The sequence below is a fragment of the Ligilactobacillus sp. LYQ60 genome (genome assembly GCF_045033015.1).
In the GTDB taxonomy this organism is placed as follows: Bacteria; Bacillota; Bacilli; order Lactobacillales; family Lactobacillaceae; genus Ligilactobacillus.
In genome coordinates this window covers 1-20,620 of the sequence record NZ_JBJFZV010000009.1, presented here as the reverse complement: position 1 = coordinate 20,620, position 20,620 = coordinate 1, and the positions used below count along the sequence as shown (strand labels likewise).

Sequence of the window (20,620 nt, the reverse complement as noted above, 5' to 3'; positions counted from 1 at the left end):
AGAAGGCGAAGTAGTGTAAAGGTTCGTGATATAATCATTACCGAGAATTTAATAAAGGAGGGTTGGCCATGACTTTTGCGTGGAGCGACATCATCACCTGGCAGCATTTTATTAATTTGCTGGACATCGTGGTGGTGTGGTACGCAATCTATAAGCTGATGATGCTGATTCGCGGGACCAAAGCGGTGCAACTGCTAAAGGGAATCGTGGTCATTGTCGCAATTAAGCTGGTTAGTTGGTATCTGGGATTGGAAACCATCTCGTGGATTATGGACCAGGTCATTAACTGGGGAATAATCGCCATCATCATCATCTTCCAGCCGGAAATCCGGCGTGGCCTTGAACATCTTGGGCGTGGCCTTGTTTATAAACGACAGGATGAGGATCGCGAAAAGATGATTCATGAGCTTGATAAGGCAATTCAGTACATGTCCAAACGGCGCATTGGGGCGCTGATTTCGATTGAGATGAACACCGGACTTGAAGATTATATCGAAACCGGAATTAAAATGGACGCAGACATTACGGGGGAGTTGTTGATTAACACTTTCATTCCAAATACGCCGTTACATGATGGTGCGGTTATCATCAAGGATAACCGGATTGCTGTCGCTGCTGCGTACCTTCCCTTATCCGATAGTAACTTAATCCCCAAGTCACTTGGAACCCGCCACCGGGCAGCGGTTGGAATTAGTGAGGTGACCGATGCCTTGACGGTTGTTATTTCCGAGGAGACCGGGGGTGTTACGATTACGCAGAATAATGAATTAATGCGGGACCTAACACGGGAAGATTACTTAAAAATTCTGCGGAATGAGCTTCTTCCTCAGGCGGATTCCAAGTACCGGTTATTTGGGCGGAGCGGAATCAAACATCGGGCACGTATTGTTCACCGGCGGAAAGGAGGGCGGCACGTTAAATGAAGCTTTCAAAGTTCTTTAATAGTAAGACGTTCTACCGGTTAATTTCATTGGTTTTTGCCCTCATGCTGTTCTTGTACGTTAATTCAATGAAACTTAATACGACCAGGTTTGCCCAGAACGGTGACGTGGGCGTGGGTTTTATGAATAAGTCAACGACACTGCGGGTTCCGGTTCGGATTTTAGCGAGCCAAAACGGATATTTCGTAACGGGGTATCCTAACATGGTTAAGGTACGGGTTACCGGGCCGAGCTCGCTGGTGACTGCCGTCCGTAATACGCATAGTTTGCAGGTTACTGCTGACTGTACGCACCTTGGGCTGGGTAACCATACCGTTAAACTGCAGCCCCGTGGGTTTAACCATGATCTTAACGTTCAAGTTGAACCTAGCCGGGTGAACCTAACTGTTAGTCGACGCGAAACGGCTGATTTCCCTGTTCAGGTTCGGTTTAATAGCCGCCAGATTGCTAAGGGGTACGCTGCTGGGCGCCCAACAGTAAACGTTAACGTGGTATCGGCAACGGGACCAACTAAGGACATTAACCGGATTGATTGCATTGTTGCTCGAGTAAGGCTAAATAAGAATACCCAAGAAACGGTTCACCAGCAGGTTGCCTTACAGGCGGTTGATGCAAACGGGCAACCATTAAGTGATGTTATTTTGTCGTATAAGATGGCGCGGGTTACCGTTCCGATCTTTTCGGCGAAATCAACCAAAAGTGTCAACGTTCAACTCGTAAAGTCTGGTAAGGGTGTTGCAGGTAATCACTATAGTTTTACGACGGATACTAAAAACGTGACGGTCCATGGTGCCAAACAGGCGCTGGATAAACTGACAATTTTAAAGGTTCCGGTTGCCGTTGCGGGAATTGATGGTACAATGGACAAGATAATTGCCCTGAGTCCTAACCAGTATGGGATTACGGGGATTGACCCGGCAACCATCAAGGTGCACATTACGGTCACAAAAAATTAGAAATTAATGATTGCGAACGAAAGGATTGAACAAAGAATGAAGTATTTCGGAACGGACGGTGTGCGGGGAATTGCGAACCAGACCTTAACACCAGAATTGGCTTTTAAGCTTGGTCGGTGTGGGGGATATATCCTCACTAAGCACGCTGAGAACAACCATACACCACGGGTATTGGTTGCCCGTGATACTCGGATTTCAGGGCAGATGCTTGCTGAGGCCATCACGGCCGGGTTGCTTTCAGTTGGAATCGAGGTGTTCTCGCTGGGCGTAATGACGACGCCTGGGGTGGCCTACCTCGTGCGGTTACAGGGGGCTGATGCGGGAATTCAAATTTCGGCATCCCATAATCCGGTTCAGGATAACGGCATTAAGTTCTTTGGCGGGGATGGTTATAAGTTATCAGACGAAAAAGAAGAGGAAATTGAAGCACTCTTAGAACAAGAAAAAGATAGCCTTCCCCGGCCAAGTGCTGCGGGCCTAGGGACTTTAAGTGATTACCGCGAAGGGGTTCAAAAGTACACTCAGTTTTTAGAGCAAACAATTCCGGACAACCTCGAAGGGCTTCACATTGCCGTTGACGGGGCTAACGGGGCAACGAGTGACATTGTATCACGTCTTTTTGCTGACCTAGGAGTGGAATTTGATACCATGGCAACCACGCCAAACGGATTAAACATTAACGATGGAGTCGGTTCAACGCACCCGGAAGCTCTCAGTAAGTTTGTGGTGGAAAAAGGCGCGCAGGCAGGAGTGGCCTTTGATGGCGATGGTGACCGGTGCATTGCGGTAGATGAAGACGGCCAGATTGTTGACGGAGATAAGATCATGTATATTTGCGGAAAGTACATGAGTGACCGGGGAAGGCTAAAGAAGGATACGATTGTCACGACTGTGATGAGTAACCTTGGATTATATAAGGCGATGGCAGCAGATGGCCTCCACTCGGTCAAGACGCAAGTGGGCGACCGGTACGTCGTTGAAGAAATGCTGAAGAGTGGGTACAACCTTGGAGGTGAGCAGTCCGGCCATATTGTGTTCTTAGATTTTAACACGACGGGTGATGGGATGCTAACAGCCCTGCAGCTTCTGAATATTATGAAACAGACGGGGAAAAAGCTTTCCGAATTAGCGGCAGAAGTAACGACTTATCCGCAAGAGTTAGTTAATGTTAAGGTTCAAGATAAGAAGAAGGCCCTTGAAAACCAGGCGATCAAGGATGTAATTGCTAAGGTTGAAGAAAAAATGGCTGGCGAAGGCCGGGTTCTGGTTCGACCAAGTGGGACCGAAGACCTTCTTCGGGTTATGGCGGAAGCAAAAACGCCAGAGCTGGTTCACCAGTACGTAATGGAAATCGTTGAGGTTGTGAAAGACCAGGTTGGCGTTGAGGATTAAGGATAAAAGATAACCCCGGATGGTTGAATAACCACCCGGGGTTATTTGTATGGGAAATTAGCGCCGTACGATATAGGAAATAATGCGAAAGATTAAGTATACTGCTCCTGTGTACATCAAAAGAAGCATTAGTAAGAAAAGACCACCCTGCAACCACATTTTGTACGAGAAGAGAAGGGCGACCACGTTAAAAAAGTCGCCGTGGCGGACGTACGAGTACCCAAGGGTGAAAAAGATAATTAATAGCCCGCAGATAAAACTAGTCTTCATTTGACGTTTATTAATCACGGTTTTTCCTCCAATAAGTTTATGATAAGTCATCCTCATTATAGTAAACCTGGCGAGAAAAAGATACGAAAAAACCGCTAAAACGCAAATGAAAGGGTTGACATTAATTAATGTAACCGTTATCCTAAAAACGTAAGGTATTTGAAAATTACCTTTTAATCAATTCTCTTTCTCTCTTATGCCAACCACTGCGAATTGCTGTTGCAGTGGTTTTCGTTTACCATAAGCTTGGATGGAGGAACTAATAATGAAGAGTCATGAAACGTTAACCTTGATTGAACAAATTACCCGCAACGATGGTTCATCGTACTATGAAATTGCGAATATGGTACAGAATGGACGGGCGGAAAAGGCGGTAATGAAGGGGTTAATTAAAGACGTGCGAATTATTCAGCTGAATATTCCGCGATCGTCGAGTGTTATTAAGTACGAACAATACGTTAATGAGCATTTTACGGTGCCTGGTGAAGATTTTGATGAATTTCCGGAATGGACTAAGCCTTCGGAGATTCAAAAAGTTGTTGACCAAATTTTACACGAAAATCACGTTGCGTAGTGAAGTGAGTGGTCGCTAAAATTAGGAAAATCCGCCTAGCACTGATGAAAAAGTGTGGTAGAATGAACACGTACTCACAAGAGAGTAACTTTTTTTAGGAGGCTGTTTTAATGTCAGTATTTGTAAATGGTAACGCAATTTACAACGCCGCCCGGGAAGGCCACTATGCTGTTGGTGCATTCAACACGAACAACCTTGAATGGACGCGTTCAATCCTGCGGGCTGCCCAGGAAACCAAGACCCCTGTTTTGATCCAGGTTTCAATGGGTGCTGCTAAATACATGGGGGACTACCGGCTGGTTAAGAACCTCGTGGAAAACGAAATGCGGGTAATGAACATCACTGTTCCGGTTATTATGCACCTTGACCACGGGAACTACGAAGCTGCTAAGGAATGCATCAAGGAAGGCTACTCATCAGTTATGTTTGATGGCCACGACCTTCCATTTGAAGAAAACCTTGAAAAAACAAAGGAAATCGTTCGGCTTGCTCACGAACGGGGCATTTCCGTTGAAGCTGAAGTTGGCTCAATTGGTGGAACGGAAGACGGTATTACCGGTGAAGGTGAACTGGCAAGCGTTGAAGAAGCTAAGACAATGGCTGCTACCGGGGTTGATTACTTAGCTTGTGGAATTGGTAACATTCACGGCAAGTACCCTGAAAACTGGAAGGGGTTAAACTTCGACCGGCTTCAGGAAATCGCTGATGCTGTTGACACGCCACTTGTACTTCATGGTGGTTCAGGAATTCCGCAGGAACAGATTGAAAAGGCAATCTCAATGGGAATTTCGAAGGTTAACATCAACACCGAAAATCAGCTGGCATTTGCAGCCGCAACACGGAAGTACATTGAGGCCGGTAAGGACCAAGAAGGTAAGGGTTATGACCCACGGAAGTTGCTGGCACCAGGAACTGAAGCAATCGTTGATACCGTTAAGGAAATCATCGGTTGGTTAGGAACGCCATCGGTTAATGACTAATTGATCTGAATTTTCCATTAAAGGAACCGCCCAGTGCGGTTCCTTTTTTATAGTTTTAGGAATCGCTAAATTTGCAGCCCCTCCTTGTTATAAAAACGCTTTCATGATAGATTAAGTTTTGAAAGCTGATTTGGAGGGGGATAACAACAATGGTTAATAAAAAGAATTGTCAGGAGATTTTACCCGCTTTGCGGCGTGAAGGAAAAGTGTTAAACGCCTTAGCCGATCAGAAACGGCAGTACATCTTAACGTTACTTTGTCATCACCGGCAGGGAATGACTGTTAGTGCGATTACAAAACAGATGGCGATTACTCAACCGGCAGTTTCACATCATTTGCGGATTTTACGTGATGCCCAGCTGGTAGCGTACCGGAAACAGGGACTCGAAAGTGAGTATTACCTTACGTGGAACGTCTCGTTTCGGACTTTAGTTAGCGATTTACAGGAGTTGGAAAATCTTAGGTAGGAGTTTCTTTTTAGCAGCGTTCGCGGTAAAATCAAGCGGTGACTATGCAAGGGGGCGAGTGTCATCGCAAAGAAGGTTTATGCGGTTTTACGTGGAAAGGTTCCAGGAATTTATGGAACCTGGGAGGAATGTGCTTGGCAGGTAAAGGGGTATAAGGGGGCCCAGTATAAGAGTTTTTCGTCAGTTCAAGCGGCCCAAGCATGGCTTCGGGCCGAAATGACCGGGAGAAGTACGAGTCATCCGCAGCATTCCGGTTACTGTCCTAAACAGGAAACGACGCCAAATTCGGTAACAGGGGTGGTTTTTTATTCTGACGGGGGAACCCGGAATCACGGTAACTACCGGGGCGGACACGTTCGGACAACGGATGTAGCAGCGTGGGCGTACCTGGTTACAGCGCCGGATTACCAAAATAGTGCGAGTGCCGGTGAATTTGGAAGCACTAATAATCGGATGGAACTATTAGGGATGATTAACGCGTTGGAGGACCTTAAGAAACAAGGATTAAACCGGCAACCAGTTACGGGCGTTCTTGATTCACAGTATGTGCTAAACGGAATCAACAAGCACTGGTTACAGGGATGGCAACGGCGGGGATGGAGAACAGCAAGTGGAACGGTGGTAGCCAACAAAGAGCTATGGCAGCGGATTGCTCACTTGTTGCCAGCATTTCCCAAGTTAACTTTAACGTGGACGAAAGGGCACGCTAAAAATGCGGGGAATAATTTCGTGGATCGCTTGTTGAACAAAACCATGGACCGAATGCAGGGGAAGTAAAACGCTGTTGGAGCGGGGGAAACCATGATATAATGAAAGTAGTTGAACGGGGATGTTTAGGATTCGACAGGTGTAGGTCGAGCTTAGGCTGCGCTTGGTAGGTTGCGGCTACCATAAAACGCTCAGTTAAATTATAACTGCAAAAAATAATAACAATTCATACGCTCTGGCTGCCTAATCGCACCATTGCGTGATCCACACGGCATCGTCCACGTGGCGCTGTTGGGTCTTACCAATTAGTGGACTTACGCTTTATGCCGCCACCTGAGGGGTAAAGAAGAGATTATCAGGTTAGCTATTAGTGGGGGCCAAGTTATTCGGCGGAGCTGATAGTGAAGATTAAATAGAATAACTATGAACGTAGACGCTTGAGTGGCGATACGCTTGGACGCGGGTTCGACTCCCGCCATCTCCATTTGAATGAATCATATGTTATCACGAAGTCCTGTAAAACGTTAATTTTACGGGATTTCGTTTTTTAATGAATCATATGTTTTCGTATGTTTTTGAAATTTTGTTGCACATTGGTTGCATAAAGTGCATCAAGACATCCTTCGACCATCAGTTCGAATTTTGTATTCGTCGGTTAAGGCGGTTGAAAGCAGAATGGAATTGATTGGCAAATCCCATATCGTGTTCACTCAGTTCAAAAGTACAGTGATTAGCTGGTGGTTATCACGGATAAATTGCTTGATACTTTCGTTTTTGGCGTTTTTGACTGTTAAGCTAAGTCATACTACGCTTTGTTAATACTTATGGTTTTCGGGTTAATATGTCTTAGGTTAATATTTGTAATCACCCTAATGCGTGCTAGTTATAGTGATTAGAATATAAGGCCAATACGAATTATGAGTAAGGCAAAATATTTGGGAGTATAGACATTAATTATGAAAAAATAGTGAAGTAATTTATAAAGAATGTTTAAGAACGATGGGAAAAGGGAGACAATACTTGGTTCTTAGTCGTATCCTAAGAAGGTTAATGAAGAAAGCTATGTGCAAGGGAGAGTAATTTTATGAACCATTTTTCTAAAATTGCGCGGATTGCCAGTGCAACGTTATTGTTGTTGGGAACAATGACGATGGCGAGCGGGGCAATTCAAGCGCAGACGGTCTCATCTTCTTCCCAGCCAGCGAACGTAAGTTCGTCCCGGGGGGGGGTACAGTCCAGTACTGACAAATTCAGCGCGGTAGCAAGTGTAGCGTCGTCGTCAAGTTCAATGGTGGCTTCTTCATCGTCAAGTTCAATGACAGCTCCAACGCGAGCTGCGCGAGCGGTAGATGATAATACTAATACTGATGGTCTCATTGGAAAGTATCAGGTAACGACGCATACACAGTATGGTAATGATGTTGCAAGTTTACCAGAAGGAACTGGAATTTATCCGCATTTTGATGTGAATGATGATATTGGAAAGTGTTATTGTTACGACTGGGACATGAAAGCCCCTGATCAGCCTGGTCAAAATTATAACGGGTACCAGTTCTATGATGGAATGAAGGTGGCTGCTAATAAGCAAAAGGCTGATGAAGTAGCGGCCGCATTGATGGGCGGATACCATTTAAACAAAGATACAAACCAGTGGGAAATGTCACCGGCTTTTCAGGCAGAAGCGCAAAAGGGGTATGACACCTTAATGCAGCAGTATAAAAATGGTGATTACGAGGCGGATCCGGGAAATTCTGGAGATCTTAATGGCGCTGAATTAGAGCTAAGCCCTAATTACACGTTAGCAGATTATGAGCAAGATGTTACTCAATCCGTCATTTGGAAGATTGGTGGTGCTACGGATGGTAGTGCTGACTTAGCTAATAAGACACCATTAGGGCGTGACTTATATAATTATGCGATGAGCCATCCGTTGGACGATACAACGGCGCAGGCGAACAACGTGGCTGTAACTAAAGGAAGTACAGCCAGCGATCCCCTGACAATTGATCCGACGACGCTTAAAAGTCAAACGTTTCAAGTAACCGGTTATCACGGTGATGTAAGTGTCGCCAACCTTGACCCGAATATTGAGGTTATTGATGCACAAACCGGTAAGGTGGTAACGGCACTTGAAGGCGGCCATTCTTATTACTTACAGGCTAAGAAATTGAGTGATGCAACGATAAAGGGGCAATTTAACGTTAACTATGAGAAGGTTGCTGATTCACATTACTTCTCGGTTGAAGATTTAAACGCATCCTCAACGGAAGCTAATAATAAGTACCAAAACATGGTTAACCTTGCGACGAAAACGACTAATTTATCAATTAATTACGTTTTCCTTCAGCAAACATCAAGTTCGAGCTCTTCAAGTAGTAGTAGTTCATCAAGTTCTAGTTCATCTAGTAGCTCAGTTAAGAGCTCAAGCTCATCTAGCAGTAGCTCATCCAGCAGCGACGTTAAGAGTTCAAGTTCATCTAGCAGTAGCTCATCCAGCAGCGACGTTAAGAGCTCAAGCTCGTCTAGCAGCAGTTCATCCAGCAGCGCTGCTAAGAGCTCGAGCTCATCTAGTGCGGTTAGCTCAACGGTGACGTCATCAACTGTCAACGCTAGTCAACAAGCAGCCGTTAAGTCTGGTGCTGGTCGCGGACATGGTCACGGATTACCGGACACAGGAAATGCCAATGCGGCTGCGTTGGTTGTTGCTGGTCTTACAATGCTTGGCATTGGGGCAGCACTTGGTAGTGTGAACTTTTTTAAGCAGAATTAAACGATAACAATAGCTTTTCTTTGTTAATGTGTGTAAATGATATTAGACGGTTTAGGAGTAAAGTCCTGGGCCGTTTTGTTTTGGGTGAAATAAAGGGCGTTGCGTTAGTACGGAAAAAGTATGGTAAAATGAGAACCGTAAAGAGGACGAAAATTATATATAAAAGTATCTTGATTAGTGGCGCAATTGGGTTGTTAGCACCAATGTTATTAACGACATCCGCAAATACAGCGGCATCTGTTCAAGGGGGGAGTACAACGAGCATCTTCTTCACAAGTTACTGCTAATAGTACTCAATCCAGTCAGGTCGTTTATGTCGGTAAGAGCACGAGCAAGGTAGCAGGGAATGCGAGTATTGTCAATGTAAGTAACGGAAAAGCAGAACGCGCGCAAGATGTTGCTAATACGTTTGATCCCCTCTATGCAAATGATAATGGGGCGGGGACTAGCGCAGCCGGCCAGGTGCCATACCCTGTTTATCAAGATCAAGAAGATCTGGTAACTGCATTAACTCATCGTGGTCTTCCATTAGCACAAATTAATTCCGTAGTTGCAGCAATGTTACTTGCAGATAATGGAACGTACAGGGGAGATTTCACCTTGATTCCAGGGGCTTCAAGTGATAAACAAGCAAACATTTACAACGCCCAGGTTCAAATCAGCAAATTACTAAGCTGCAACTTAATTTGCAAAACAATGAAACACCGCGGTTTGAGTTAAATCCTCATTACTTAGGTGCGCTGGTAAATGTTAATCAGGTAGTGCCGTCTGGTTATCAGGTAATTGACAATGCCACTGGGCAGCCGGCGTCTGAATTGCAGCCGGGACATGTTTACTATGTTAAGGCAACTCATCCTACTAACCAAGCGACGGTTGCGCTGGATTATGATAAAGATTCATTTAATTACTTTTCTACGAACAGTAAACTACCGTTGGTTTTTGATGAAGCAATTGGAGATGGCCCGATTGGTGCTGGCTCAGTTGGTGGTGTAAGTCCAAGTTTAAATTCAAGTTCAAACTCAAATACGAATCAGAAAACCGTCCAGGTTTATTACGATGATAATGGTAATTACGTAGGCCCTCTTCAAAGTACTAATGGGAGGCCAATAATTCATATTCTCGATGATGCGGGATTAAATAATATTGTTGCTGCACAACACATGTATGATCAAAATAATGCAATCAGGGTGCCTAATGGTTACTATGAGGGGTTAATGTCGAGTACCCCGATGCTGCAAGATTTAACTTTATTGGTGTTTGCAAATATGGAACCGGTGCAGTCTAGTTCTAGTAATATCGCCGTTTAACCGCAACGGGTCTCTTCTGTTTTAGGAAAGAAAGTTCCTTTAATTCTTAGCGGAATGGCATCAGGAAGGAGCGGGGCTGTAACCTTTACCAGTAAAAAAGAAATAATTAATGGTAGTAATTTGGTAAGGATTGGTGGTATGGCTGCATCGAAAAATGACGGTACCACATTTAGCAGATTAAGTCCACGGCATAATAGTCAATTGTCGGATACTGGTGATGGTAATGGGGTTGTATTAGTGTTTGGTGGCTTGATTATATTAACGGTTGCGGTAGCAGTTGGAATTTAATCTAAGCCTGATTAATGATAAAAAATAACTTTTCCCTATAGGTTGATAATTAATTTTAAACGGTCTAGGAGTATTCCTAGACCGTTTTCATGTATTGTTCATTTATGTTTTTTTCAGGGGCTATTTAAGACTGGTGCTATAAAATTTATTGCCGAATTAAGTCTAGGTATATCAGCATCATAGGTGTTTATTGTTTTCAATTGGGCGAAAGAGAGGGTGATAGGTCTTTTTATGGTTATCGTAATTGACCGCAGATATGCACATTTAACCAGTGACAAGGTTCGATTTTAAGACATTATGCTACAATAATGGCGATAGGTAGAGTTCACGCGCATAATTGATTGAAAAGCGGGAGTTCTAGTGAATAGCTGGGAAGTAGAGGAGCAGCGGAAATGAAAATATTAATGATAGAAGATAATCGTTCAGTTTCAGAAATGATGTCCCTCTTTTTTCAAAAGGAGGAGTGGGATGCCGATTACGCGTACAACGGAATTAACGCCGTTAAGATGTTTACAGAGCATTCAGATGAGTACGATATTGTAATCCTTGACCTTAACCTGCCCGGAATGGATGGAATTCAGGTAAATAGTGAGATTCGGGCGGTCTCCCCAACAATTCCGATAATCATTGTTACGGCCCGGGATAGTGAGAGTGACGAGGTTTTGGGGTTTAAAGCGGGCGCAGATGATTATGTGACCAAACCTTTTTCTCCGCTTGTCTTAATTCAACGAATTAAAGCGATGGTGCGGCGGGCACAGCTAGCTCGTTCACAAAGACCCAATCCTAAGGATAACTTTGATGTGGTTGTTGGATCACATTTTAGGTTAAACAGTGTTACTCATGAAGTGCGGTGGGACGATACGCCCATTGCGGATCTTACGCGGAAAGAGTTTGAGGTATTAAAGGTAATGGCGGAGAATCCTGAGCAGGTTTTTACCCGGACGCAGCTTTTGCAGCAAGTCTGGGGGTACGAATTTGTTGGGGACGAACGAACCGTGGATTCTCACATTCGGAAAATTCGGCGAAAATTAGCGATTGCCCACCAACAGCTTATTCATACTGTTTGGGGCGTTGGTTATAAGTTTAGTGTGAAGGACGACGAGTAATGAAGCTGGTATTTAGGCAATTTCTAAGTTCATTAATCGTGATGCTGGTTTTGATTGTCAGCATGGGAGCGTTCTTTATGGGGTTTACTAAGCGGGTTGTATATACCAATACGTGGAACCACCTTGAAGGATACGCTGATAGCCTCAAAAAACAGGCTTTGGTTACCCGAAAAGTGAATGGACAACAGCAGTTGGGGATTAACATTAATCGGTTGCACTCAAGTGAAGAGCTTTTAAGTAGTCAGGATGTGCGGGTGGTTATTTTTACGGCGCCTGATAAGATTGTTTATCCTGAGCATGGGTATCAGGCTCGGATTTCATCGAATGACTGGGCAAAGTTAAAGGCAGGAAAGACGCTTCGCGAAAAATTAGATGAACCGGCGCAATTGTTTGCCGGCCGTAAAAGGAGCGTATATTCGAAGAATACGACCGATATTTTTTCACCGTGCTTTGATAATAATGGCAACATGGTGGCAGTGATTTCGATTGGGGCAACGGTTTCGAGTATGAAAAAAACAATCCAAGGAACGTATGCAATCTTAGGGTTATCAACTCTCCTTGCGGTTTTACTAACGCTAATAATCAGTTACGTCTTGGCCCACTATATGACTAAGCGAACGTTACGGCTAAAACGGGCTGTTGAAGAAGTCGCTCAGGGCGATTACGGCCAAGTTATTCCGGTTAAAATGCATGATGAACTTGGGCAATTAATTAGTAGCTTTAACCGGATGAGTATGTCGCTTAAGGACTCAGCCGCGAAGATTGATAAGCAAAACCGAATGCAACGGCAATTCTTCTCTAACGCAGCTCACGAGATGCGAACGCCGTTAACAACAATAAATGGGTTAATTGAAGGATTGATGTATGATGCAATCCCTGCTGATAGTCGGATGAAGAGTTTGGAACTAATGCGGAACGAAACGGAACGGTTAATTCGAATTGTTAATAATAACCTGGATTACGAGAAGATTCGGACAGGTCAGATTGTTCTCAATCTGAAGGAGTTTGACGTAACCCCGGTGTTACGTCAATTGCGGACTAACTTCCAGGACAAAGCCGCGGACCAAGGGGATGTGCTGGTGCTCCATGTTCCTACTAAGTTAATGGTATATGCGGACCATGACCGGTTTATTCAGATTGTCATCAATATTATCCAAAACGCCATTCAGTTCACGAAGAACGGGACGATTACGGTTACAGCGCAACCCAACACTGATAATAATCAGGTAATAATTAAAGTTGCTGATACTGGAATCGGGATGTCTGCCGAAGAACAAGAAGGGATTTGGGATCGATATTACAAGGCGGATCCGTCACGGAAAAATACGAAGTATGGTGAATCAGGCTTGGGATTGTCGATCGTTCGTCAATTGGTGCACCTACACCACGGAACAATTACCGTCAAAAGTGCGCCAAATGAAGGTGCAACGTTTACCGTTACCCTGCCAGCTAAGCCAGGGAAGTAATCAGGAAGTAATCAATAAAACGCTCCTAGTCTTGGACAATAACGTCTAAGACTAGGAGCATTGTTTATTTAATTTTTGAATAACTAGCTTTTTTGAAGAACTTTTTGGATTCGCACAGCAACTCGTTCGTCCATAATAACGTCCGTAAATGCGTTTGCTCGAAGCGTCCCGACCGCCGCATTTGTCTTGAACTTATTTTGAATAACCGCAATTCGATGAGGAACGGCAAGCACTTGCTCTAATGGGATTCCAAAGGCTTTGTCGACGGTGGGACGCAACCAATGACCATTAAGGGATACTGGGCGACCGTAAACAATCCCCGCGATTTTGTCGGGATTAATTCCTGCAAAGATTTGCCGAAAGTTATTTTTCCACGTGTCAATGGCTTGAATCGCAGTGATGGTTCCAATGCCGCAAATGATTGTATCCATTTTTCGGGCAAGGTCAACGGTGGGGGCGATTGAGGGCTCAGCTAACATGGCCGCCCGCGCGGAATCGTTGAGGATATAGAGGGGGCCTGAAATGGTGTGGTAGGTTGTATCGTATTTTTCAGCTGCCTTTTGAACCATCCGCATCGAACCAGCATATGAATTATAGCGCATGTTTTCACCGATAAACTGGGTAAAGGTTAAGTCTGAGCGGCTTATGGAGTTAAAGTGGTTAATTAGCTTGTAGACCGTATCGCCCCAGGTTAACCCAACAATATGACTGGTACGGATTACCTGTTGCACAATCTTTGCGGCAAAACTAAAAAAAACATTATCCGCTTGGGCAGGGTTATCGCCGCTTTTAAGGACGTAGATATGGTTAACGGGGAAGGCTGTTTGCAATTGTTCTTCTAATTCCGTATTTTGTTCCGCGGTTGAGTGGATTGTAATTGTTACCAGGTGCTCTTTAAGGGCTTGATCCAGATACTTTGAAATGTAGTACCGGCTAATATCGTATTTTTTGGCTAATTCGCTGACAGATTTTTTGCCGAGATAGAAATCTCGTGCAATATCGCTTAATAGTTCGCGCTGCCCACTTGATGACATTGTAATCCCTCCAAGTAAAACGGTTTCTAAGTTCATTTTATCACGAAATCATTGGGGAGAAGAGTTTGTTTGGAAAAGGAGATCAGTGGGAAGCCGGTTTACCGGAGGACTTATTTCTTTTAGTTCAAATTAAACTTTGTTATAATTAGCTGTGAGTTGAGATGTAATGTCTCATCTTTGATTTGGAATAAATACCGAATCAATTATCTTTATTTGGAGGTCTATATAATGACTGTTACAAAGCGTAAGATTGCCCTCGTTGGTGTCGGAAGCGTTGGGATGGGGTGCGCATACTCAATCCTGAACCAGGGATTAACTGATGAGTTGGCTCTGATCGACGTTGCCGGTGACAAGGCCGATGGTGAAGCACGGGACTTAATGGATGGTGTTACGTTTGCACCGGAAAACTGCAAGGTTTACCATGGTGACTACTCCGACTGCAAGGACGCTCAGATGGTAGTTATTACCGCTGGTGTTGCTCAGAAGCCTGGTCAGACGCGGCTTGAACTTGTGGGCGTTAACTCCAAGATTATGCGGACGATCGTTAAGGACGTTATGGCTTCTGGCTTTGATGGTAACCTCGTGATCGTTTCAAACCCAGTTGATGTTTTGACATACGTTGCTTGGGAAGAATCAGGATTACCAAAGAACCGGGTTATCGGTACCGGGACGTCCCTTGACTCTACGCGGTTACGTATGCAGTTATCAAACAAGACCGGGGTTGACCCGCACGACATTTCTGCTTACATCGTTGGTGAACACGGTGACTCAGAACAGCCATTATGGTCACAGGCTACGATTGGTGGCAAGCCATTAATGGACTGGATTGCTGATGGTGACGAAGGCGTTATCAAGCAAGACGACCTTGAAGACATTCGGAAGAATGTGCGGGACGCTGCTTACTACATCATTGACCGGAAGAAGATGACTAACTGGGGAATTGGTTTGAGTACTGCGCGGGTTGTTCGTGCTATCCTGGAAGATGAGCACGCAATCTTACCAGTTTCAGCATACTTCAACGGTGAATATGGCCTGAACGATATCTTCACCGGAATTCCAACAATCGTTGGTGAAAATGGTGTTGAGCGGATCGTTGAGATGCACATTACGGATGAAGAGAAGGCTGGGCTGCACAAGTCAGCTGCTGAACTGAAGGAAGTTCTTGACTCAGTGCGGAACAACTAAACTAATTATTGGTAATTGATTAACCGGTAGGCTTGTATAAGCCTACCGGTTTTTTGTGTGTTTAGGCGCACATTAAAATTGGTATAGACATATACCAATTTTAATAATATGATTGACAATTACTAAAAGTGGCTATATATTATTGCCTGTACTCAATATTACCTAGTTAATATTGATATATACCAATTTGATAAGGATGATAATGATATGTGTGGAATTGTGGGTTATACCGGCACAGATGATGCCGTTGAGACGTTATTAAATGGGCTAGAAAAGCTAGAGTATCGGGGATATGATTCCGCTGGAATTTATGTTAACGACCAGCACGGTAATGAGTACCTTAAGAAGGTTAAGGGACGGATTTCTAAGCTTCGCGAAGAACTTGGTGATGACGTTCACGGAGCAACGGGAATTGCGCACACCCGGTGGGCAACGCATGGGAATCCCACCGTTGCTAATGCACACCCGCACGTTGCAGCAGATGGCCGGTTTTACCTGGTACACAACGGGGTAATTGATAACTACGTTGAATTGAAGCGGGACTACCTTAGCGGGGTGCACTTTGCTTCTGAAACGGATTCAGAGGTAATTGTTCAGCTCGTTGGGAAGTTCGCTGACGAGGGGATGGCGCCGAAGGACGCGCTGAAAAAAGCGTTAAGCTTAATCGATGAAAATTCGTCATATTCAGTACTGATGATTGATAACCAGCACCCGGACACGTTATACGTAGCCAAAAACAAGTCCCCACTGCTGATTGCTACGGGGGATGGTTTTAATGCGGTTTGCTCTGATGCCATGGCAATGCTGGCAAAAACGCACGATTTCACCGAATTAAATGATGGGGATATTGCGATGATCACACCAACCCGGGTGACAATCGAGAATCAGGATGGTCAAGTAGTTGATCGCAAGCATTTTCACGTGGATGAAGATGCCAGCGCATCCGAAAAGGGGCCATATGATTATTACATGTTAAAAGAAATTGACGAGCAGCCGGCTGTAATGCGGAAATTAAGTCAGGAATACTTTAATGAAGACGGAAGCATCAAGATGGATGCGCAACTAATCGACCGCATGAAGCAGGCAGATCACCTGTACATTGTAGCTGCCGGGACGAGTTACCATGCTGGGTTAGTTGGTCGGGAGCTTTTTGAGCAGCTAACGGGGATTCCAACGGAGGTCTTTGTGGCTTCTGAGGCTAGTTACCACATGCCGTTACTAACAGAGCATCCGTTTTTCATTTTTCTGACGCAGAGTGGGGAAACGGCAGACAGCCGGGAAGTGCTGGTTAAGGTTAATGAAATGAATTACCCGAGTTTGACGATTACTAACGTGGCCAATTCAACGTTAGACCGGGAAGCGACGTATACGTTGTTGCTATATGCCGGGCCGGAAATTGCAGTTGCTTCTACGAAGGCTTATACTTCCCAGATTGCGGTTGAAGCAATCTTAGCAAAGCGGTTAGGAATGGAACTGGGGAAAACGGTGGCGGCGGACTTCCCACTTCAACAGGAATTAACGAAGGTTGCTAACGGAATGCAGGAGCTCGTTGATGAAAAGGAGCGGATTGAAGAGTTATCGACGGAAGTACTAAGCAAGACCCGGAATGCCTTTTATCTTGGCCGGTGGATTGACTACGATGTTGCCCTTGAAGCTGCTCTTAAGTTAAAGGAAGTTTCCTACGTTCAGACAGAAGGATTTGCTTCTGGTGAATTAAAGCACGGAACAATTTCCTTGATTGAAGAAGGGACGCCGGTTATCTCAATCATGACGGATAAGGTGACAGCGACCCACGCGCGAAGCAATGTTCAGGAAGTAATTGCTCGTGGTGCGAACGTGATTACTATTGTCAGCGAGGAATTAGCGTCGCTTGCAGAAGGACATGTTGTGAAAGTGCCAAACGTGCACTCGCTTTTGACGCCACTTGTTACCGTTGTTCCGGCGCAACTCTTGGCATACTACACGAGTCTGCACCGGGGGTACGATGTTGATAAGCCACGGAACCTGGCAAAGAGTGTTACTGTTGAGTAGTAATATAAGTACTAGTAATTAAAAAGAGCTTTCGTGATTAATCACGAAAGCTTTTTTTAACTTGGTTACTAATTGCTTTGTTTTAATCTTGCCTTAAGGGCGGTTAAAATAGCCGGAAGAAGCGAAACAACAATAATCCCGATGACAATCAGGGAGAAATGTTGTTTAACCACTGGGAAATTCCCAAAAAAGTATCCGCTACAACAACACAAAATTACCCAGCTAACGGCGCCAATTACATTGTATTTTAAGAATGTTTTATAGGCAACGCCGCTGGCCCCCGAAACAAACGGCGACATTGTTCGGATAATTGGCATAAACCGGGCCAAGGAGATTGCGATTCCCCCGTGTTTTTCGAAGAAAGCTTCTGTTTTACGTAGATTTTCCTCCTTAATGAACCGTCCCCAAAACGGGCTTTGGCTAACCGAGCGGCCGACTCTACTCCCAATGAAAAAGTTAAGGGAGTCGCCGGATAAACATGCCGCCAAAAAAAGGAACGCAAATAACCAGAAATTTAAATGATACTCGGGGTTTGCTGCAAGCGCACAGGCGGCAAAAAGTAGTGAATCACCTGGTAAGAATGGTATGATCACGGCTCCAGTTTCGATGAAAATTACCGCAAACAAAATGAGGTAGGTCCAGTCCCCAAAGAGGTGAACAATCGAAACAAGGTGATTATTGATATGCAAAATAAAGTCAATAATAAAGCTGATAATATGCACAAGACTACTCCTTTACGTGTCAGTTATCACATACGGTATCATCTTCGGTGGATCCTTGTAAAGGATTATTGGTTATTTTGAGCAGCCTGAAAATTTTTAATTAGCTGCGTACTATGAACTGGCTGCCGTTTTTCCGGATAAATTGTCTGGAGGGCGGCATTAACGGCAATTGGTGCTTCGCCCATTCCAATGGCAATAAGTCCTTGTTTTCCTTGATAGCTAGCAACATCGCCGATTGCGTAAACGCGGGGTATGGACGTTTCCATTGTACGGTTAACTGCGATGTTTCCGTCTTCGGCGAGAGTGAGTCCCCACGAGGTAAGCTGTTTATTGTTAGAAACAAAGCCATAGTTAACAATTAGGTCGTCAACGGTTAGGGTTTGTTTCTCAGTTGCGCGGGCCCGTTGTAAGGTGACGGTAATCCGGTCGTCATCGGTTTTATGAAGGGCGCTGATTAGGTATGGCGTAATAAAATCAGTCGAAGTTTTCCGAAGTTGAGCGACGCTTCCTTCAAGCGCGCGGAACTGGTCACGCCGGTGAATAATATGAACCTGGTGGGCGATTCCGTTAAGGGCAAGGGCCCAGTCAACAGCGGAATCGCCCCCACCAGCTACGGCAACGTCCTTATTCTGGAATCGGGTGAGGTCGGGGATGAAGTAGTGAAGGTGTTGACCTTCTAGTTCTATAGCGTTAGCAACCTGAAGCCGGCGGGGTTCGAAGGAGCCGATGCCGGTTGCGATGATGATGGCACGGGAATATGTTGTTCCGGTCGTTGTGTGAATGACAAATCCTTCGTTGGTCTGTTCAAAAGAAGTAACGGTTTCGTTTAGTCGGATTACTGGGCCAAACTGGTGAGCTTGCTCTTGAAGGTTAGTAATGAGCTCGCTCCCAGTGATTGAAGGGTAGCCAGGGATATCGTACATTTGTTTGCTGTCGAAGAGGGCGTTCACTTGTCCTCCAAGTTCTCCCATGCTTTCGATAATCTGTGTTTTTGCAAGCTTCATTCGCGCGTATGTTGCCGCAAAAAGGCCGATGGGTCCGCCGCCGATGATTGTTAAATCGTAATATTCCATGATTTTTCTCTCCCCATTAGTAATAATCTTCCCCCTTATCATAGCGGTTTCACGGGGCGGAGACAAATTGCGGAACGGGAGGATGATTGTTATTATTAAGAGCGAAAATAAAACAGTGCGGCAAGGAGGAAGTTAGATGTATCCGCAGCTAGAATTAGGACGGGTTAATGGGCCGACAGCGGTAATTAGCACAAACTACGGTGACATTACCGTGCAATTATTTCCTAAACAAGCGCCCAAAACGGTTGAGAATTTCGTGACGCTTGCACGACAAGGATATTATAACGACGTGATTTTCCACCGGGTAATCGCTGATTTCATGATTCAAAGTGGTGATCCGACGGGAACAGGGACTGGGGGTGAAAGCGCCTTTGGTAAACCTTTTGCTGATGAGTTTTCTAAGGAGCTGTTTAATTTTCGGGGAGCCCTGTCAATGGCAAATGCTGGTCCAAATACGAACGGTAGTCAGTTTTTTATCGTTCAAAATCAACATCTTTCGCCAGAAATGAATGTGCAAATGGAAGTTGCCGGTTATCCTCAAGAGGTTATTACGGCTTATGATAACGGAGGGGCACCATGGCTTGATTTTCACCATACTGTTTTTGGACAGGTGGTTACAGGAATGGACGTTGTTGATCAAATTGCAGCCTGTGTAACTGATGTGCAGAATAGGCCCCAGCAGGACGTAACGATTCTGACGGTCAAGGTAACGGATTAGGGGCGATCAGAATGAATTATCGAACCGGAATGGTGCTTGAAGGAAAAGTAACTGGAATTCAATCTTATGGGGCCTTTGTAGCATTGGATGATGATACGCAAGGATTGATCCATATTTCTGAGTGCCACAACGGGTATGTCGATGATATTCATCATTACTTAAAAGTTGGACAAAAAATAAAAGTGATGATTATTGATATTGACGAATTTACCGGGAAAATTAGTTTGTCGGTACGTTGCCTGGAACAACAATTTGATTTTGAACGGCATGGCCAGACTAATAATCAACGAAAGCATTACTGGACAACCCGTAAAGTGACAACGGGGTTTACGCCGATTGCAGAGCGATTGGCCGGATGGGTTGATGAAGCTTTGGACAATATTAAGCAGGGAAAGTAGCGTTGTTCATGATTATGCACTAAATTTAATTCTTGATTAAAAAGTGCTTGACAGTGATTTGCTGTTTTAGTAAGATAATAATCGCTGTTGGTTAACAGCAATTCGGATAGATCTTTGAAAACTGAACACAGTATCGACGAATTAAATGTGTAGGGCTCTTTTGAGCAACATAATTTAACGAAGTCAAACTTCGCTAGTAATAAATAATGAGTCACGAATTCAAAATGAGAGTTT

At 44.6% G+C, this 20,620-nt stretch carries 20 protein-coding genes, 1 other RNA gene and 1 pseudogene; 18 read left to right on the top strand and 4 right to left on the bottom strand.

The features are described from left to right. Nucleotides 1-68: 68 nt before the first annotated feature. Genes cdaA through glmM form a run of 3 tightly spaced genes read left to right on the top strand, consistent with a single transcriptional unit; the run spans nt 69 to nt 3,289 of the window. Entirely contained in the window at nt 69-923 is an 855-nt protein-coding gene (gene cdaA / locus ACI3EZ_RS07050; RefSeq protein ID WP_405025951.1) for a diadenylate cyclase CdaA, read from the top strand. Next, nucleotides 920-1,897 carry a YbbR-like domain-containing protein gene (locus tag ACI3EZ_RS07045; RefSeq protein ID WP_405025950.1) on the top strand — a complete coding sequence of 326 codons (978 nt, stop codon included), beginning with the start codon at nt 920-922 and terminating at the stop codon, nt 1,895-1,897. Before cdaA ends, ACI3EZ_RS07045 begins: the two co-directional genes overlap by 4 nt. 36 nt (nt 1,898-1,933) lie before the next feature. Next, a complete protein-coding gene (gene glmM, locus ACI3EZ_RS07040; protein WP_405024898.1) occupies nt 1,934-3,289 on the top strand; it encodes a phosphoglucosamine mutase in 1,356 nt (451 codons plus the stop codon). 57 nt (nt 3,290-3,346) lie between these two features. Here glmM and ACI3EZ_RS07035 read toward each other — a convergent pair whose 3' ends face one another. Continuing rightward, nucleotides 3,347-3,577 carry a hypothetical protein gene (locus ACI3EZ_RS07035; protein ID WP_405024897.1) on the bottom strand — a complete coding sequence of 77 codons (231 nt, stop codon included), beginning with the start codon at nt 3,575-3,577 and terminating at the stop codon, nt 3,347-3,349. 247 nt (nt 3,578-3,824) lie between these two features. Here ACI3EZ_RS07035 and ACI3EZ_RS07030 point away from each other — a divergent pair, with 247 nt between their 5' ends. From ACI3EZ_RS07030 to ACI3EZ_RS06980, 11 genes and pseudogenes are all read left to right on the top strand, one after another. Further along, nucleotides 3,825-4,133 carry a hypothetical protein gene (locus ACI3EZ_RS07030; protein ID WP_405025949.1) on the top strand — a complete coding sequence of 103 codons (309 nt, stop codon included), beginning with the start codon at nt 3,825-3,827 and terminating at the stop codon, nt 4,131-4,133. 110 nt (nt 4,134-4,243) lie between these two features. Continuing rightward, entirely contained in the window at nt 4,244-5,113 is an 870-nt protein-coding gene (gene fba, locus ACI3EZ_RS07025) for a class II fructose-1,6-bisphosphate aldolase (RefSeq protein WP_405024895.1), read from the top strand. Between the two features lie 149 nt (nt 5,114-5,262). Continuing rightward, a complete protein-coding gene (locus tag ACI3EZ_RS07020) occupies nt 5,263-5,580 on the top strand; it encodes an ArsR/SmtB family transcription factor (protein WP_405025948.1) in 318 nt (105 codons plus the stop codon). 63 nt (nt 5,581-5,643) lie between these two features. Further along, nucleotides 5,644-5,772, top strand: a pseudogene (locus ACI3EZ_RS07015) (viroplasmin family protein); the annotation flags it as partial. 24 nt (nt 5,773-5,796) lie between these two features. Then, the gene (locus ACI3EZ_RS07010) at nt 5,797-6,357 is read left to right on the top strand and encodes a ribonuclease H (RefSeq protein ID WP_405025947.1); all 561 of its coding nucleotides are present in this window, start codon (nt 5,797-5,799) and stop codon (nt 6,355-6,357) included. A gap of 48 nt (nt 6,358-6,405) precedes the next feature. Next, nucleotides 6,406-6,775: a transfer-messenger RNA gene (gene ssrA, locus ACI3EZ_RS07005) on the top strand. A 597-nt stretch (nt 6,776-7,372) separates the two neighbouring features. Further along, nucleotides 7,373-9,058: an LPXTG cell wall anchor domain-containing protein gene (locus ACI3EZ_RS07000; protein ID WP_405025946.1), complete on the top strand. Its 1,686-nt coding sequence runs from the start codon at nt 7,373-7,375 to the stop codon at nt 9,056-9,058. Nucleotides 9,059-9,744: 686 nt separating this feature from the next. Then, nucleotides 9,745-10,365 carry a hypothetical protein gene (locus ACI3EZ_RS06995; RefSeq protein ID WP_405025945.1) on the top strand — a complete coding sequence of 207 codons (621 nt, stop codon included), beginning with the start codon at nt 9,745-9,747 and terminating at the stop codon, nt 10,363-10,365. 138 nt (nt 10,366-10,503) lie between these two features. Continuing rightward, nucleotides 10,504-10,653, top strand: coding sequence for a hypothetical protein (locus tag ACI3EZ_RS06990; protein WP_405024888.1), 150 nt, complete (start codon nt 10,504-10,506; stop codon nt 10,651-10,653). Nucleotides 10,654-11,045: 392 nt separating this feature from the next. Next, a complete protein-coding gene (locus ACI3EZ_RS06985; protein WP_405024887.1) occupies nt 11,046-11,759 on the top strand; it encodes a winged helix-turn-helix domain-containing protein in 714 nt (237 codons plus the stop codon). Beyond that, entirely contained in the window at nt 11,759-13,225 is a 1,467-nt protein-coding gene (locus ACI3EZ_RS06980; protein WP_405024886.1) for an ATP-binding protein, read from the top strand. Before ACI3EZ_RS06985 ends, ACI3EZ_RS06980 begins: the two co-directional genes overlap by 1 nt. 83 nt (nt 13,226-13,308) lie before the next feature. Here ACI3EZ_RS06980 and ACI3EZ_RS06975 read toward each other — a convergent pair whose 3' ends face one another. After that, nucleotides 13,309-14,259 carry a sugar-binding transcriptional regulator gene (locus ACI3EZ_RS06975; protein WP_405024885.1) on the bottom strand — a complete coding sequence of 317 codons (951 nt, stop codon included), beginning with the start codon at nt 14,257-14,259 and terminating at the stop codon, nt 13,309-13,311. Nucleotides 14,260-14,487: 228 nt separating this feature from the next. On the opposite strand from ACI3EZ_RS06975, the gene ACI3EZ_RS06970 reads away from it, so the two are divergent. Together ACI3EZ_RS06970 and glmS are read left to right on the top strand one after the other, a co-directional pair. After that, a complete protein-coding gene (locus tag ACI3EZ_RS06970; RefSeq protein ID WP_405024884.1) occupies nt 14,488-15,444 on the top strand; it encodes an L-lactate dehydrogenase in 957 nt (318 codons plus the stop codon). Nucleotides 15,445-15,651: 207 nt separating this feature from the next. Further along, nucleotides 15,652-17,475 (top strand): glutamine--fructose-6-phosphate transaminase (isomerizing), encoded by a 1,824-nt coding sequence (gene glmS / locus ACI3EZ_RS06965; RefSeq protein ID WP_405024883.1) that lies wholly within the window; start codon nt 15,652-15,654, stop codon nt 17,473-17,475. 68 nt (nt 17,476-17,543) lie between these two features. On the opposite strand, the gene ACI3EZ_RS06960 is transcribed toward glmS, so the two are convergent. Further along, nucleotides 17,544-18,188 (bottom strand): VTT domain-containing protein, encoded by a 645-nt coding sequence (locus tag ACI3EZ_RS06960; RefSeq protein WP_405025969.1) that lies wholly within the window; start codon nt 18,186-18,188, stop codon nt 17,544-17,546. Between the two features lie 74 nt (nt 18,189-18,262). After that, nucleotides 18,263-19,270 carry an NAD(P)/FAD-dependent oxidoreductase gene (locus ACI3EZ_RS06955; RefSeq protein ID WP_405025944.1) on the bottom strand — a complete coding sequence of 336 codons (1,008 nt, stop codon included), beginning with the start codon at nt 19,268-19,270 and terminating at the stop codon, nt 18,263-18,265. A 136-nt stretch (nt 19,271-19,406) separates the two neighbouring features. On the opposite strand from ACI3EZ_RS06955, the gene ACI3EZ_RS06950 reads away from it, so the two are divergent. Beyond that, nucleotides 19,407-19,988, top strand: a complete 582-nt coding sequence (locus ACI3EZ_RS06950; protein WP_405025943.1) for a peptidylprolyl isomerase — start codon at nt 19,407-19,409, stop codon at nt 19,986-19,988. 11 nt (nt 19,989-19,999) lie between these two features. Then, the gene (locus ACI3EZ_RS06945; protein ID WP_405024880.1) at nt 20,000-20,386 is read left to right on the top strand and encodes a CvfD/Ygs/GSP13 family RNA-binding post-transcriptional regulator; all 387 of its coding nucleotides are present in this window, start codon (nt 20,000-20,002) and stop codon (nt 20,384-20,386) included. Nucleotides 20,387-20,620: the final 234 nt, after the last annotated feature.

Bases quoted from the DNA above. Each gene is read 5' to 3' on its own strand.
- cdaA (WP_405025951.1), top strand. From the start codon at position 69: ATGACTTTTGCGTGGAGCGACATCATCACCTGGCAGCATTTTATTAAT.
- ACI3EZ_RS07045 (WP_405025950.1), top strand. From the start codon at position 920: ATGAAGCTTTCAAAGTTCTTTAATAGTAAGACGTTCTACCGGTTAATT.
- glmM (WP_405024898.1), top strand. From the start codon at position 1,934: ATGAAGTATTTCGGAACGGACGGTGTGCGGGGAATTGCGAACCAGACC.
- ACI3EZ_RS07030 (WP_405025949.1), top strand. From the start codon at position 3,825: ATGAAGAGTCATGAAACGTTAACCTTGATTGAACAAATTACCCGCAAC.
- fba (WP_405024895.1), top strand. From the start codon at position 4,244: ATGTCAGTATTTGTAAATGGTAACGCAATTTACAACGCCGCCCGGGAA.
- ACI3EZ_RS07020 (WP_405025948.1), top strand. From the start codon at position 5,263: ATGGTTAATAAAAAGAATTGTCAGGAGATTTTACCCGCTTTGCGGCGT.
- ACI3EZ_RS07010 (WP_405025947.1), top strand. From the start codon at position 5,797: ATGACCGGGAGAAGTACGAGTCATCCGCAGCATTCCGGTTACTGTCCT.
- ACI3EZ_RS07000 (WP_405025946.1), top strand. From the start codon at position 7,373: ATGAACCATTTTTCTAAAATTGCGCGGATTGCCAGTGCAACGTTATTG.
- ACI3EZ_RS06990 (WP_405024888.1), top strand. From the start codon at position 10,504: ATGGCTGCATCGAAAAATGACGGTACCACATTTAGCAGATTAAGTCCA.
- ACI3EZ_RS06985 (WP_405024887.1), top strand. From the start codon at position 11,046: ATGAAAATATTAATGATAGAAGATAATCGTTCAGTTTCAGAAATGATG.
- ACI3EZ_RS06980 (WP_405024886.1), top strand. From the start codon at position 11,759: ATGAAGCTGGTATTTAGGCAATTTCTAAGTTCATTAATCGTGATGCTG.
- ACI3EZ_RS06975 (WP_405024885.1), bottom strand. From the start codon at position 14,259: ATGTCATCAAGTGGGCAGCGCGAACTATTAAGCGATATTGCACGAGAT.
- ACI3EZ_RS06970 (WP_405024884.1), top strand. From the start codon at position 14,488: ATGACTGTTACAAAGCGTAAGATTGCCCTCGTTGGTGTCGGAAGCGTT.
- glmS (WP_405024883.1), top strand. From the start codon at position 15,652: ATGTGTGGAATTGTGGGTTATACCGGCACAGATGATGCCGTTGAGACG.
- ACI3EZ_RS06955 (WP_405025944.1), bottom strand. From the start codon at position 19,270: ATGGAATATTACGATTTAACAATCATCGGCGGCGGACCCATCGGCCTT.
- ACI3EZ_RS06950 (WP_405025943.1), top strand. From the start codon at position 19,407: ATGTATCCGCAGCTAGAATTAGGACGGGTTAATGGGCCGACAGCGGTA.
- ACI3EZ_RS06945 (WP_405024880.1), top strand. From the start codon at position 20,000: ATGAATTATCGAACCGGAATGGTGCTTGAAGGAAAAGTAACTGGAATT.